The organism is Pseudomonas paraglycinae (assembly GCF_021601625.1).
GTDB classification, from domain to species: domain Bacteria; phylum Pseudomonadota; class Gammaproteobacteria; order Pseudomonadales; family Pseudomonadaceae; genus Aquipseudomonas; species Aquipseudomonas paraglycinae.
In genome coordinates this window covers 313,998-329,164 of record NZ_BQHR01000002.1, presented here as the reverse complement: position 1 = coordinate 329,164, position 15,167 = coordinate 313,998, and the positions used below count along the sequence as shown (strand labels likewise).

Below are 15,167 nucleotides of genomic sequence, written 5' to 3'. Positions count from 1 at the left end.
TTACGCCTTCTTCTGGTGTTGAGCCAATGCCGCTTTGACGAAGCCGCTGAACAGCGGATGGCCATCGCGTGGCGTCGAGGTGAACTCTGGGTGGAACTGGCAAGCGACGAACCATGGATGATCCGGAGCTTCGACCACTTCAACCAGCGCAGCATCGGAAGAGCGACCGGAGATTTTCAGGCCAGCCTCGATGATTTGCGGCAGCAGGTTGTTGTTCACTTCGTAACGGTGACGGTGACGCTCGACAATCACATCCTTGCCGTAGCAGTCGTGCACCTTGGAGCCGGCTTCGAGCAGGCATTCCTGAGCGCCGAGGCGCATGGTGCCGCCCAGATCGGACGCTTCGGTACGGGTTTCGACTGCACCGGTAGCGTCTTCCCACTCGGTGATCAGACCGACAACCGGATGGCCGCTGGCACGATCGAATTCGGTGGAGTTGGCGTCTTTCCAGCCCAGCACGTTACGGGCGAACTCGATGACCGCCACTTGCATGCCCAGGCAGATCCCCAGGTATGGAACCTTGTTTTCGCGAGCGTATTGAACGGCAGTGATCTTGCCTTCCACGCCACGCAGACCGAAGCCGCCCGGTACGAGGATCGCGTCGACGCCTTCCAGCAGCGCGGTGCCCTGGTTCTCGATGTCTTCGGAATCGATGTAGCGCAGGTTGACCTTGGTACGGTTGGTGATGCCGGCGTGACTCATCGCTTCGATCAGCGACTTGTAGGCGTCCAGCAGCTCCATGTACTTGCCGACCATCGCGATGGTGACTTCGTGCTCTGGATTGAGCTTGGCATCAACGACCTTTTCCCACTCGGACAGGTCGGCGCCATTGCATTGCAGACCGAAACGCTCGACGACGAAATCGTCCAGACCCTGAGCGTGCAGCACGGCCGGGATCTTGTAGATGGTGTCGACGTCTTCCAGGGAGATCACCGCACGCTCTTCAACGTTGGTGAACAGCGCGATCTTGCGACGCGACGACACATCCACCGGATGGTCGGAACGGCAGATCAGAACGTCTGGCTGCAGGCCGATCGAACGCAGTTCCTTCACGGAGTGCTGGGTCGGCTTGGTCTTGGTTTCGCCTGCGGTGGCGATATACGGAACCAGGGTCAGGTGCATCAGCATCGCGCGCTTGGAACCGACTTCCACACGCAGCTGGCGGATGGCTTCGAGGAACGGTTGCGATTCGATGTCGCCAACGGTGCCACCGATTTCCACCAGGGCCACGTCGGCATCGCCGGCGCCCTTGATGATGCGACGCTTGATTTCGTCGGTGATGTGCGGAATCACCTGGATGGTTGCACCCAGGTAGTCACCACGGCGCTCTTTGCGCAGCACGTGTTCGTAGACACGGCCGGTGGTGAAGTTGTTGTTCTGGGTCATGGTCGTGCGGATGAACCGCTCGTAGTGGCCCAGGTCCAGGTCGGTCTCGGCGCCGTCGTGGGTGACGAACACTTCACCGTGCTGGAACGGGCTCATGGTGCCCGGGTCGACGTTGATGTACGGATCCAGCTTCAGCATGGTGACCTTAAGCCCCCGCGCCTCCAGGATGGCCGCCAATGAAGCCGATGCAATGCCTTTCCCCAAAGAAGAAACAACACCGCCCGTGACGAATATGTAGCGCGTCATGAAAAACCCTAGAAGTCTGCGTTAAAGCGGTCCGAGCCGCCGGGGAAAGCGAAGGAAGGCCGAAGCCCCCGATCACCTGCATTAATCACAGTGCACCTTTCAAAAAAACCGCCGCGTTGGGACAGACCGGAAGTGAAAACACCGGTACGTTGCTCGCTACACATTTTTTGGAATCGCCCAGCAAAGACTGCTTGGTAATCGGCAACTCCTGCAATTCAGGCGAATCCACAGAAGTTGTATCAAGAAGGGAGCGTAGTCTACCGGAATGCCCCCTTCATCTCAAACCTTGATCTTCGTCCGAAGGCTGCCAATGCAATCGCCAGCCTTCCAGCGCATTGCCGTCGAGCCCCGGCAGGTTCGCCACGGCGAGCAATTCTTCACCGCGAAACAGCAGCGGCAATCTGCCACGCACGAAGCCCGGCACCGCGCGCTCATTGAGCAGGCGCTTGAGATCACGATGACCGCGATCCGCCAGATGCATCACCTCGCCGCCCTGCCGATAGCGGATTTGCAGCGGCCCGGCGGGAGTCTGGCCGATGAACATGACACGTCCGTTATCGGGCAAGCGTAGCGCCAGCGACGGCTCGTGCCAGTCGCCGCTGACCACCGGTGCGCGTAGCCATTGCCCGCTGAGCCACCACAAGCGACCGGCGCTTCGATGCAACTCGCCATCCGCCAGACGCCAGATCGGCGAGGCATCGTTGCCGGCATCGCGCAGGTCCGCCCAACCCGACCAATGGTCGGTATCCGGCAGTCGGGTCAAAGGTTCAAGCCAGTGACTGAGTGCGTTTCGCTGACGGGCATCGGACAACCCCGCGATGGCCGCAAACTCCAATGATGGCAATCCCGACCATTCGAACTCGGCGGGCAAGCTTGCTTGAGCCAGATCGATTTGAGCCAGCTCATCGAGCAAACCTTGCGCCTCACGCAGATGCGCCGCACTGCGGGCCATGCTGGCGTGAGCCTGAGGCCAGCGGCCGGTCAGCAACGGCATGACCTGATGGCGCAGATAGTTGCGCGAGAACTGTCGATCCTGATTGGAAGGGTCCTCAATCCAACGCAGACCATGGTCGTGCGCATAGGCTTCCAGCTCGGCCCGCGTAACATCGAGTAACGGCCGAACCAGACTGCCCTGCCCCAGCACGCGCTGAACTGGCATACCGGACAACCCACGCACGCCAGCGCCACGCAACAGGCGAAACAACAGCGTTTCAGCCTGATCATCGCGATGCTGCCCGGTCAGCAGCACATCACTGGCCTGAGTCGCCGCTATGAACGCTGCATAGCGCGCATCCCGCGCCGCCCGCTCCAGACTCGCCCCCGGCTGCACCTGCACATGCACCACTTGCAACGGCACCGCCAGTTCATCGCAGACAGCCTGACAATGCGCCGGCCACGCGTCGGCCACAGTCTGAAGGCCGTGATGGACATGGATGGCACTTAGCGCGGGAAGGGAATGGGTTTTGGCAAGATTGGCGAGGAGGTGCAGCAGAACGGTGGAATCGAGGCCACCGGAGAAGGCGATGCGCCAATGGGAAGCGCCGAGCCAGGGCTTGAGATTGCGCAGAAGCCTGGAAGGCAAATCAATCGAGGGCTGACCCATTTTTCTACCTTTTCACAAACCAAATGTGGGAGCGGGCTTGCTCGCGAAAGCGCTGAAACAGCCAACACAGTCGTTGGATGTTACATCGCATTCGCGGGCAAGCCCGCTCCCACAGTGTTTTGCATCGTTGGCCGAAACGGCTCGACTTAGAGGCCGTAGCTCATCAGACGATCGTAACGACGCTTGAGCAGCGCTTCGTTGTCGAACTTCTTCAGCATCGCCAGTTGCGAGCTCAGCTCGGCGCGGATCGAGGCAGCGGCCGCAGCCGGATCGCGGTGAGCGCCACCCAGAGGCTCGCCGATCACCTTGTCGACGATGCCCAGGCCTTTCAGACGCTCGGCGGTGATGCCCATCGCTTCAGCAGCATCCGGCGCTTTCTCTGCGGTTTTCCACAGAATCGACGCGCAACCTTCCGGCGAGATCACCGCGTAGGTCGAGTACTGCAGCATGTTCAACTGATCGCACACGCCGATCGCCAGTGCACCGCCGGAACCACCTTCACCAATCACGGTGGCGATGATCGGGGTTTTCAGGCGAGCCATGACGCGCAGGTTCCAGGCGATCGCTTCGCTCTGGTTGCGCTCTTCGGCGTCGATGCCAGGGTAGGCGCCCGGGGTGTCGATGAAGGTCAGGATCGGCATCTTGAAACGTTCGGCCATTTCCATCAGGCGGCAAGCCTTGCGGTAGCCTTCCGGACGCGGCATGCCGAAGTTGCGGCGTACCTTTTCACGCACTTCACGGCCCTTCTGGTGACCGATCACCATCACTGGCTGGTCTTCCAGACGTGCCACGCCGCCCACAATGGCCGCGTCGTCGGAGAAGTGACGGTCACCGTGCAGTTCGTCGAACTCGGTGAAGATGTGCTCGATGTAGTCCAGGGTGTAAGGACGTTTCGGGTGACGCGCCAGACGAGCGATCTGCCAGCTGGTCAGCTTGCCGAAAATGTCTTCGGTCAGCGTCTTGCTCTTGTCCTGCAGGCGGGAGATCTCATCGCCGATATTCAGCGAATTGTCATTACCGACCAAGCGCAACTCTTCGATCTTGGCTTGCAGGTCGGCGATCGGCTGTTCGAAATCTAGAAAATTCGGGTTCATAGGCGTCCGTCTTGGGTCGTGTCCCAAATGAGCTTGGGCCGGCCGGTTGTCTATTCGCGCCCTACCTTAAGGGAGAGGCGCGCTGAGGTCGAGATTAAAAATTCAGGTTGTGGGCAGGCGCTTTGATAGCACCTCCCGGTCAACGGTATTGGAGGAAGACGTTGTCTCGCCCGAACTGGTCACGCAGGGCTTGAATCAAGGCATCCGCCGGGTCGATCCGCCAGGTCTCGCCAAACTGCAGCAAGGTCTTCGCATCGGGACTGGTGTACTCCATGGTGATCGGGCACGCCCCGCGATGACGCTTGAGCAAATCACCCAACCAGCGTAGCTGATCGCCTTTCAGATCCTGGGTTTGCAACTTCAGGCGCAGGCTTTCGGCCAGGTTGGTACGCGCATCTTCCATGCTCATCACCCGCTTGACCCGCAGCCGCAGACCACCGGAGAAGTCATCGTTGCTGACCTCGCCCTCGACCACCACCATCGCATCGGTCTGAAGCAGCGATTGCGCGGAGTGGAACGCATCGGCGAACAGCGACGCCTCGATCCGTCCGGAGCGATCATCGAGGGTGATGAACCCCATCTTGTCGCCCTTTTTGTTCTTCATCACCCGCAGGGCAATGATCATCCCCGCCACGGTCTGGGTATCCCGGGCCGGTTTCAGGTCGATGATGCGCTGACGGGCGAAACGGCGGATCTCACCTTCGTACTCGTCAATCGGGTGACCGGTCAGGTACAGGCCCAAGGTGTCTTTTTCACCTTTGAGGCGCTCCTTGAGCGTCAGCTCCTTCGCCTTGCGGTGGATCGCGTAAACGTCCGCGTCTTCCTCGACGAACAGCCCGCCAAACAGGTCGGCGTGGCCGCTGTCACGGGTGCGTGCGGTCTGCTCGGCCGACTTGATCGCCTCCTCCATCGCCGCCAGCAGCACGGCGCGGTTGCGGTCGATGTTGGCCTGATAAGCCTTTTGCTCGTCATGGAAGTACGGGCCGAGGCGATCCAGCGCGCCGCTGCGGATCAGACCGTCCAGCGTGCGCTTGTTGATGCGCTTGAGGTCGACCCGGGCGCAGAAGTCGAACAAATCCTTGAACGGACCGGCCTGACGGGCTTCGGTGATCGCTTCCACCGGGCCTTCGCCGACGCCTTTGATCGCGCCCAGGCCGTACACGATGCGGCCTTCGTCGTTCACCGTAAACTTGAACTCAGAGGTGTTCACGTCCGGCGCGTCGAGGCGCAGCTTCATCGTGCGCACTTCCTCGATCAAGGTCACAACCTTGTCGGTGTTGTGCATATCCGCCGACAGTACCGCGGCCATGAACGGCGCCGGGTAGTGGGCTTTCAGCCAGGCAGTCTGGTACGACACCAGGCCGTAGGCGGCGGAGTGGGATTTGTTGAAGCCGTAACCGGCGAATTTTTCCACCAGGTCGAAAATGTTACCGGCCAGATCCGCGTCGATATTGTTCGACGCACAACCCTCAATGAAACCGCCGCGCTGCTTGGCCATTTCCTCGGGTTTCTTCTTGCCCATCGCCCGACGCAGCATGTCCGCACCACCGAGGGTGTAACCGGCCATGACCTGGGCGATCTGCATCACCTGTTCCTGATACAGGATGATGCCGTAGGTCGGCGCCAGTACCGGCTGCAAACCTTCGTACTGGTAATCCGGGTGCGGATAAGCAAGTTCTGCGCGACCGTGCTTACGGTTGATGAAGTCATCCACCATGCCGGACTGCAGCGGGCCCGGACGGAACAGGGCCACCAGTGCGATCAAGTCTTCGAGGCAGTCGGGCTTGAGCTTTTTGATCAGCTCTTTCATGCCGCGGGATTCAAGCTGGAACACCGCCGTGGTTTCAGCTTTTTGCAGCAGCTGATAGGTCGGCTTGTCATCCAGCGGGATGAACGCGATGTCCAGGGGCGGCTCGTTGACCTTGGCGCGGTCGCGGTTGATGGTTTTCAGCGCCCAGTCGATGATCGTCAGGGTCCGCAGGCCGAGGAAGTCGAACTTCACCAGACCGGCGGCCTCGACGTCGTCCTTGTCGAACTGGGTCACCAGACCGTCGCCGGCCTCGTCGCAATAGATCGGCGAGAAGTCGGTCAGCTTGGTCGGCGCGATCACCACACCACCGGCGTGTTTACCGACGTTACGCACCACGCCTTCGAGCTTGCGCGCCATTTCCCAGATTTCCGCCGCTTCTTCATCGACCTTAATGAAGTCGCGCAGGATTTCTTCCTGCTCGTAGGCTTTTTCCAGGGTCATGCCGACTTCGAACGGAATCATCTTCGACAGGCGATCCGCCAGGCCGAACGACTTGCCCTGGGCCCGCGCCACGTCGCGCACCACAGCTTTAGCGGCCATGGAACCGAAGGTGATGATCTGGCTTACGGCGTTACGGCCGTATTTTTCGGCCACGTAATCGATTACCCGGTCGCGACCGTCCATGCAGAAGTCGACGTCGAAGTCGGGCATCGATACCCGTTCCGGGTTGAGGAAACGTTCGAACAGCAGGTCATATTCCAGCGGATCGAGGTCGGTGATCTTCTGCACATAGGCCACCAGCGATCCGGCACCCGACCCCCGGCCTGGGCCCACCGGAACACCGTTGTTCTTGGCCCACTGGATAAAGTCCATCACGATCAGGAAGTAACCGGGGAACCCCATCTGGATGATGATATCCAGCTCGAAATTCAGCCGGTCGACGTAGACCTGACGCTTGGCCTCGTAGTCCTCGGTGGTGTCCTTGGGCAGCAGCACGCTGAGGCGCTCTTCCAGACCATCGAACGAGACCTTGCGGAAATATTCGTCAATGGTCATGCCATCGGGAATTGGATAGTCGGGCAGGAAGTGCTTGCCCAGCTTCACGTCGATGTTGCAGCGCTTGGCGATCTCGACGGTGTTCTCGATCGCATCGGGCAGGTCGCTGAACAGCTCGGCCATTTCCTCGGCGCTTTTCAGGTACTGCTGGTCGCTGTAGTTCTTGGATCGCCGTGGGTCGTCGAGGGCCCGGCCCTCACCGATGCAGACACGGGTTTCGTGAGCGGCGAAGTCTTCCTGCTTGATGAAGCGTACGTCGTTCGTAGCTACCAACGGCGCGCCGAGCTTGTCGGCAAGGGCCACGGCACCGTGCAACTGTTCTTCGTCGTTCGGACGGTTGGTACGCTGAATTTCCAGATAGAAACGATCCGGGAACACCGCCATCCATTCGCGGGCCAGCGCCTCGGCTTCGGCGGGGTTGCCGCCGATCATGGCCATACCGATCTCGCCTTCTTTCGCGGCGGACAGCATGATCAGGCCTTCGTTGGCCTCGGCGACCCACTCGCGCTCGATGATGACCATGCCGTTACGCTGACCGTCGATGAAGCCACGGGAAATCAGCTCGGTCAGGTTGCGATAGCCCTGGGCATTCATGACCAGCAGGCTGATCCGGCTCAGCGGCCCGTCCGGGTCCTTGTTCGACAGCCACAGGTCGGCGCCGCAGATCGGCTTGATCCCGGCACCCATGGCGTTTTTATAGAATTTGACCAGCGAACACATGTTGTTCTGGTCGGTCACCGCAACGGCCGGCATGCCCATGCCGGTCAGGGCCTTGACCAGCGGTTTGATCCGCACCAGCCCGTCGACCAGGGAGTATTCAGTGTGCAGGCGTAGATGAACGAATGAAGCCGGCATAGTGATCCTGTCCAGTTACATAGAGACAACAAGGCCCGGATTGTACCGGGCCCCGAACAAAACATCAGCCTCGCCGCTAAACCTGCGCGAGACCTTCCAGTGCTTCATAAGCCTGCCGAACCGGGGCAAAAGAACGCCGGTGAATCGGCGTCGGTCCGAGGCGCGCCAATGCTTCCAGATGAACGGGCGTCGGGTAGCCTTTGTGGCCGCCGATGCCGTAACCCGGGTAGATCAACTCAAACGCTGCCATCTCGCGGTCACGGCTGACCTTGGCCAGAATCGACGCTGCTGCAATTGCCGGTACCTTGCCGTCGCCCTGCACCACCGCTTCGGAACGCATCGGCAGTTTCGGGCAGCGGTTGCCGTCGATCATTGCCAGTTTCGGCTGGATATGCAGGCCAGCGACCGCGCGCTGCATCGCCAGCATGGTGGCGTGAAGGATGTTCAGTTCGTCGATTTCTTCGACTTCGGCGCGGGCGATGCACCAGCTCAGCGCCTTCTCGCAGATTTCGTCGTAGAGCTTTTCGCGCTTGGCTTCGGTAAGTTTCTTCGAATCGTTGAGGCCGAGAATCGGACGGTTCGGATCGAGGATCACCGCTGCCGTAACGACCGCGCCGCACAACGGGCCGCGACCGACTTCATCGACGCCGGCGACCAGCTCTTCGACTTCGGCGACCAAGGTGAAATCCAGGCCCATCTGCATGCTTGTCTTGCTCATCGTGTTTGCCCGATCAGGTTCAGAACGGCGTCAGCCGCCTGATTGGAAGCGTCCAGGCGCAGGGTGCGGTGGATCTCGTCGAAGCCGCGGGTCTGCTCTTCGCCACCGTCGATCAACGGCGACAGGGTCTGGGCAAGCGCCTCGACCGTGGCATCATCCTGCAACAATTCCGGGACCAGCAATCGCTGGGCCAACAGGTTCGGCAGGGACACGTACGGGCTCTTGACCATGCGTTTGAGAATCCAGAACGTCAGCGGAGCAAGACGGTAGGCCACGACCATCGGGCGCTTGTACAACAGCGCTTCAAGGGTTGCCGTACCCGACGCGATCAGGACCGCATTGCACGCCGCCAGCGCCAGATGGGATTTGCCATCGAGCAGGGTCACCGGCAGGTCGCGGCCGGCCAGCAGCTCTTCGAGCTGGGCACGACGCTCGGGGTTGGCGCACGGTATGACGAAACGCACGCCTGGGCGCATGGCCCGCACGCGCTGGGCAGTATCGAGGAACAGCGCCCCCAGACGACTGACTTCACCGCCCCGGCTGCCGGGCATCAAAGCCACCAGCGGACCATCCGGCAGACCGAGTTCGGCGCGCGCAGCAGAGCGATCAGCCTCCAGCGGAATGGTGTCGGCCAGCGTATGGCCGACGAACCGCACCGGTACGCCCTTCTCTTCGTAGAATCTGGCTTCGAACGGCAGCAGCGTAAGCATCAGGTCGCAGCCTTCGCGGATCTTCAGGACCCGCTTCTGCCGCCACGCCCACACCGACGGGCTGACGTAATGCACGGTCTTGATTCCGGCCTGACGTAGCTTGAGTTCGATATTGAGGTTGAAGTCCGGCGCGTCGATACCGATGAATACGTCTGGCTTCTCGGCAATCAGGGTAGCAATCAGGTCCTTGCGGCGCTTGAGCAGCTCACGCAACCGCCCCAGGACCTCCACCAGCCCCATGACCGACAGACGCTCCATCGGAAAATAGGAAGTCAGGCCTTCGGCCTGCATCAGCGGACCGCCGACACCGATGAACTCCACCGCGGGATGCTGTGCCTTGAGCGCACGCATGAGACCGGCGCCCAGAATGTCACCGGAAGCCTCCCCCGCCACCAGCGCAATACGAAGATTGGCCATGATCAGCGGGTGATGCCGCGAGACGACGACTGAATGGAGTCACGGAACACCGCGACTTCCGGGAACTGGGCGGACGGTTCGGCGAGTTCGGCCAGCGCCTGCTCGACGGTCAGTCCCTGGCGATACACCGTTTTGTATGCACGGCGCAGGGCGTGAATGGCGTCTTCGCTGAAACCGCGACGGCGCATGCCCTCGAAGTTCATGCTGCGCGCTTCGGCCGGGTTGCCAAATACAGTGACGAACGCCGGAACGTCCTTGCCGATGGCCGTGCCCATGCCGGAAAAGCTGTGGGCGCCAATGTGGCAATACTGATGCACCAGGGTGAAACCGGACAGGATCGCCCAGTCATCAACGTGCACATGGCCGGCCAACGCGGTGTTGTTGACCAGGATGCAGTGGTTGCCGATGACGCTGTCATGTCCGATGTGGGCATAGGCCATGATCAGGTTGTGATCACCCAAGGTCGTTTCGGAACGATCCTGCACGGTGCCACGGTGAATCGTCACGCCTTCACGGATGACATTATGGTCACCGATCACCAGGCGCGTTTCTTCGCCCTTGTATTTCAGGTCCGGCGTGTCTTCGCCTACAGAGGAAAACTGGTAGATGCGATTGTGCCTGCCGATACGGGTCGGACCTTTGAGGATCACGTGTGGCCCGATGACCGTTCCCTCGCCGATTTCCACACCTGCACCGATGATCGACCACGGGCCGACCTCGACGCCATCAGCCAGGACGGCCGACGGATCGATGATTGCGCGAGGGTCAATCAAACTCATAGCTTGCGTTCCGCACAAATGATTTCAGCCGAGCAGACCGGTTTACCATCGACCGAAGCCTGGCATTCGAACTTCCAGATCTGACGCTTGCAGCTGATGAACTTGGCTTCAAGGATCAACTGATCACCCGGCAGCACCGGCTGGCGGAAGCGCAGCTTGTCGGAACCGACGAAGTAGTAAAGGGTGCCGTCGGCCGGTTTCACGTCAAGCATCTTGAAACCGAGGATCCCGGCAGCCTGAGCCATGGCTTCGATGATCAGCACGCCCGGCATGATCGGGTGCGCAGGGAAGTGACCATTGAAGAACGGTTCATTGATGCTGACATTCTTGTAGGCGCGAATGCGCTTGCCTTCCGTATCCAGCTCCACTACCCGGTCCACCAGCAGGAACGGGTAACGGTGAGGCAGGTATTCGCGAATCTCGTTGATGTCCATCATTTCGGGGGGAAGCCTATGTAAAGATTGGGAGCGCGACTGACGCGCACTCCTCTAGCAAATCAAGGAGGCAGTCCAGAGGCTGTGCACACTTGATATGGAAATGGTATCAGCCTTCAGATGAAGCATTACCGTCGGGGGTCACTTCCCCGGACCGCTTTTCCAGCTGTTTCAAACGTCGCGCGATGTCATCGAGCTGACGAATACGGGCCGCGCTTTTGCGCCATTCGGCCGCAGGTTGCATAGCTGTGCCGGAAGAATAGGCACCCGGCTCGGTAATCGAGTGGGTCACCATGGTCATCCCGGTCAGGAATACGTTGTCGCAAATATCGATGTGCCCTACCAGGCCAACACCGCCGGCGAGCATGCAGTGCTTGCCGATTTTGGTGCTGCCGGAAATCCCCACGCACGCCGCCATGGCGGTGTGGTCACCGACCTGCACGTTGTGGGCGATCTGAATCTGGTTGTCGAGCTTCACGCCATTGCCGATCACGGTATCGGCCAACGCACCGCGGTCGATGGCGGTATTCACGCCGATCTCCACATCGTCGCCGATGGTCACGCCACCGATCTGGGCGATCTTTTGCCAGATGCCCTTCTCGTTGGCAAAGCCGAAGCCTTCACCGCCGAGCACAGCACCGGACTGGATCACCACACGCTTGCCGATCCGCACATCGTGATACAGCGTGACCCGCGGGGCCAGCCAGCCGCCCTCGCCGATTTCGCTGCGGGCACCGACAACGCAATGCGCGCCGAGTGTCACGCCTGCACCGATTCGAGCCCCGGCTTCGATCACCACGAAGGGACCGACACTGGCACTCGGATCAACCACGGCATCCTCGGCAATCACCGCTGTTGGATGAACGCCGGCAGTTGCCTTGGGCTTTGGATCGAACAGATGGGAAATGCGCGCGTAAGCCAGGTAAGGATCCGGCACCACCAACGCATCACCGGCATAACCTTCCGCGTCGGCAGCCTTGAGCAACAGGGCTGCGGCTTGCGAGCCTGCCAGGTATTTACGGTATTGGGGGTTTGCCAGAAAGCTCAACTGAGCTGGGCCAGCCTCCTGCAAGGTGGCTAGCCCAGTGATTTGCTTCTCGGGGTCGCCACTCAGGGTGGCGCCGAGGAACTCGGCCAACTGGCCGAGCTTGATAGTCACGGTCATGGGTTACTTCAGCTGATTCATGCGCTCGATAACCTGGCGCGTGATGTCGTACTGAGGTTTGACATCGATCACTGCGCCACGCTCGAACACCAGGTCAAAACCACCTTTCTTGATGACTTCTTCCACTGCGCTATCCAGCTTCGGCTTCAGTTGCTTGAGCATTTCGCGGTCGGCAACGGCCTTGGCTTCGTTCAGTTCCTTGGACTGGAACTGGAAGTCACGAGCCTTTTGCTTGAACTCAAGCTCCAGACGCTCGCGCTCGCCTTGCTGCATCTTGTCGCCACCGGCCATCAGGCGATCCTGAATGCCCTTGGCGCTGCTTTCCAGGGTCTTGAGCTTGGTCAGTTGAGGGCCGAATTTCTTCTCGGCATCCACGGCGTACTTCTTGGCCGCGTCGGATTCCAGCAGCGCCATCTGATAGTTCAGAACGGCGATTTTCATGTCGGCAAATGCCGGGCCTGCCACCAGTACGGAGGCCAGGAGAACCAATTGAGTCAACTTACGCACGATGCACTCCTACAAAATCCATTGTCGTTATCTTGGGTCAAACGCTTAGAACGTCTGACCGAGGGAGAATTGGAACACTTGAGTTTCAGCGTCATCCGGTTTCTTGATCGGCATAGCCAGTGCAAAACTCAGCGGACCCAGTGCGGTGACCCAGGTCACGCCGACACCGACGGAGCTGGCCATGTTGCTAAGACTGATGTCGTTGCATTGGGTATTCGACTTCGTACCGTTGGCGTTCGTAGTATCGGAACACTTGGAGTCGAACACGTTACCGACATCCCAGAATACCGAAGTACGCAGCGAACGCTGATCCTTGACGAACGGGAGCGGGAACAGAACCTCGACACCGCCCTGGATCAGGACGTTACCACCGAACGGCAGCGGATCCTGGTCCGGGTCTCTCGCCGTGCCCGGGTTACTCCCCGTACTTGGCGTGCTTCGCGGGCCAAGGGTGCTGTCCTTGAAGCCACGCACCGAGTTGAAACCACCAGCATAGTAGTTTTCATAGAACGGCAAGCCGTCGGTCGAACCGTAACCGTCGCCATAGCCCAGTTCAGTGTGCAGGCGCAGAGTGTAGTTATCGCTGATCGGCTGAAACAGCTGACCGCGGTAATCGAGCTTGAAGAACGACAGATCGCTGCCTGGAACGGTAGTTTCCAGCGTCAGGCTCTGGGAGCGACCACGGGTCGGCAGTACACCTTTGTTCAAGGTGGACTCGGACCAGCCGGCCGAGGCCTTGAAGTTCAGGTACTTGTCGCCTTCCCTGTTAACGAAGTCGAAAATCTCGTCAACGGTGTAGGTACCGGTCTTGATCTCGTCCTGTTGAACGGACAGACCAAAGGTCAGACGCGAAGTCTCGCTGATCGGGTAGCCCACGTTCACGCCGGCGCCCAGGCTGTCTACCGCATAGCTCGCCACATCGACGTCGAGGTCTTTGTAGTCGGTGGTACGGTAGAACGCGTTGTAACCCAGGCTCACGCCATCGGCGGTCCAGTAGGGGTCAACGTAGCCGAAGTTGTAGCGGCTCTGGTATTCGCTGCGGGTCAGGCCGACGCTGACGCGGTTACCGGTACCGAGGAAGTTGTTCTGGGTGATCGAACCACCGAGGATCAGACCGGCGCTCTGGGCGAAACCGACGCTGGCGGTGATCGAACCGGAAGCCTGCTCTTCAACGCTGTAGTTCACGTCAACCTGGTCGTCGACACCTGGCACGGCCGGGGTTTCGACGTTGACTTCTTTAAAGAAGCCCAGACGCTCCAGACGGGTCTTGGACTGGTCGATCAGGTAGGTCGAAGCCCAGCCACCTTCCATTTGACGCATTTCACGACGCAGCACTTCGTCCTCGGACTTGGTGTTGCCACGGAAATTGATGCGATTGACGTAGGCACGCTTGCCTGGATCGACAGCAAACAGGATATCGACGGTGTGATCTTCGTCGTGCGGTTGCGGTACGCCGTTGACGTTGGCGAAGGTGTAACCCTCGTTACCCAGACGACGGGTGATCAGTTCGGAGGTGGTGGTCATCAGCTTGCGCGAGAACACCTGGCCTTTCTGCACCAGCAACAGCGACTTGACCTGGTCTTCAGGAACCTTCAGGTCACCGCTGAGTTTGACGTCACGAACGGTGTACTTCTCGCCTTCGTTGACGTTGACGGTGATGTAGACGTGCTTCTTGTCCGGGGTGATGGACACCTGGGTCGAAGCGATATCCATGTTGATATAGCCGCGGTCCAGGTAGTAGGAACGCAGACGCTCCAGGTCACCGGACAGTTTTTCACGGGCGTACTTGTCATCGTTCTTGAAGAACGACAGCCAGTTGGTGGTTTTCAGTTCGAACAGGTCGGTCAGGTCTTCTTCGGGGAAAACCGTGTTGCCAACCACGTTGATGTGCTGAATGGCAGCAACGGTGCCTTCATTGATCTTCACTTTCAGGCCGACACGGTTGCGCGGCTGCGAGACCACTTCGGTATCGACGGTAGCCGAGTAACGACCTTGTGCAACGTATTGACGTTGCAGCTCGTTACGCACGCCTTCGAGGGTCGCGCGCTGGAAGATCTCGCCTTCGGCCAGACCGGATTGCTTGAGGCCTTTCATCAGGTCTTCGGTGGAGATCGCCTTGTTGCCTTCGATCTCGATGCTGGCGACCGAGGGACGTTCGACGACGGTGATCACCAGAACGTTGCCTTCGCGGCCCAGCTGGATATCTTGAAAGAAACCGGTTTTGAACAACGCACGAGTGGATTCCACCAGGCGACGATCATCCGCCTGCTCGCCGACGTTCAACGGCAAGGCACCAAAGACGCTACCCGCGGAGACCCGCTGGAGGCCATTGACGCGAATATCAGAGATAGTGAAGGACTCGGCGTGAACTTCGGCGATCATCAATACGGTGAGAACCGCAGTTAGCAGCAGACGTTTCATGAAGTCCTTTCTTATTCCAACTGGCA

The 15,167-nt window shown here is 59.8% G+C and carries 11 protein-coding genes; all 11 read right to left on the bottom strand.

Annotated elements, in window-relative coordinates; translation table 11 throughout:
- The 11 genes from L6D82_RS03675 to bamA all read right to left on the bottom strand — a co-directional run bounded on the left by L6D82_RS03675 (position 1) and on the right by bamA (position 15,141).
- A complete protein-coding gene (locus tag L6D82_RS03675) occupies positions 1–1,632 on the bottom strand; it encodes a CTP synthase (RefSeq protein ID WP_007954805.1) in 1,632 nt (543 codons plus the stop codon).
- Between the two features lie 274 nt (positions 1,633–1,906).
- Positions 1,907–3,235: a tRNA lysidine(34) synthetase TilS gene (gene tilS / locus L6D82_RS03670; protein ID WP_102717200.1), complete on the bottom strand. Its 1,329-nt coding sequence runs from the start codon at positions 3,233–3,235 to the stop codon at positions 1,907–1,909.
- A 146-nt stretch (positions 3,236–3,381) separates the two neighbouring features.
- Positions 3,382–4,329: an acetyl-CoA carboxylase carboxyltransferase subunit alpha gene (locus L6D82_RS03665; RefSeq protein ID WP_085748116.1), complete on the bottom strand. Its 948-nt coding sequence runs from the start codon at positions 4,327–4,329 to the stop codon at positions 3,382–3,384.
- Between the two features lie 139 nt (positions 4,330–4,468).
- Positions 4,469–7,990: a DNA polymerase III subunit alpha gene (gene dnaE / locus L6D82_RS03660; RefSeq protein WP_102686557.1), complete on the bottom strand. Its 3,522-nt coding sequence runs from the start codon at positions 7,988–7,990 to the stop codon at positions 4,469–4,471.
- Positions 7,991–8,066: 76 nt separating this feature from the next.
- Complete coding sequence (gene rnhB, locus L6D82_RS03655; protein WP_102717198.1) at positions 8,067–8,693, bottom strand: ribonuclease HII; 627 nt, start codon at positions 8,691–8,693, stop codon at positions 8,067–8,069.
- Positions 8,694–8,704: 11 nt separating this feature from the next.
- A complete protein-coding gene (gene lpxB, locus L6D82_RS03650) occupies positions 8,705–9,835 on the bottom strand; it encodes a lipid-A-disaccharide synthase (protein ID WP_085748113.1) in 1,131 nt (376 codons plus the stop codon).
- 2 nt (positions 9,836–9,837) lie between these two features.
- A complete protein-coding gene (gene lpxA / locus L6D82_RS03645; RefSeq protein ID WP_085748112.1) occupies positions 9,838–10,614 on the bottom strand; it encodes an acyl-ACP--UDP-N-acetylglucosamine O-acyltransferase in 777 nt (258 codons plus the stop codon).
- Complete coding sequence (gene fabZ / locus L6D82_RS03640) at positions 10,611–11,051, bottom strand: 3-hydroxyacyl-ACP dehydratase FabZ (RefSeq protein ID WP_003222142.1); 441 nt, start codon at positions 11,049–11,051, stop codon at positions 10,611–10,613. Before fabZ ends, lpxA begins: the two co-directional genes overlap by 4 nt.
- Positions 11,052–11,157: 106 nt before the next feature.
- Positions 11,158–12,213 carry a UDP-3-O-(3-hydroxymyristoyl)glucosamine N-acyltransferase gene (gene lpxD, locus L6D82_RS03635; RefSeq protein WP_085748111.1) on the bottom strand — a complete coding sequence of 352 codons (1,056 nt, stop codon included), beginning with the start codon at positions 12,211–12,213 and terminating at the stop codon, positions 11,158–11,160.
- 3 nt (positions 12,214–12,216) lie between these two features.
- A complete protein-coding gene (locus L6D82_RS03630; RefSeq protein ID WP_003222140.1) occupies positions 12,217–12,720 on the bottom strand; it encodes an OmpH/Skp family outer membrane protein in 504 nt (167 codons plus the stop codon).
- A 45-nt stretch (positions 12,721–12,765) separates the two neighbouring features.
- Positions 12,766–15,141 (bottom strand): outer membrane protein assembly factor BamA, encoded by a 2,376-nt coding sequence (bamA, locus tag L6D82_RS03625; RefSeq protein ID WP_207985167.1) that lies wholly within the window; start codon positions 15,139–15,141, stop codon positions 12,766–12,768.
- Positions 15,142–15,167 lie beyond the last annotated feature (26 nt).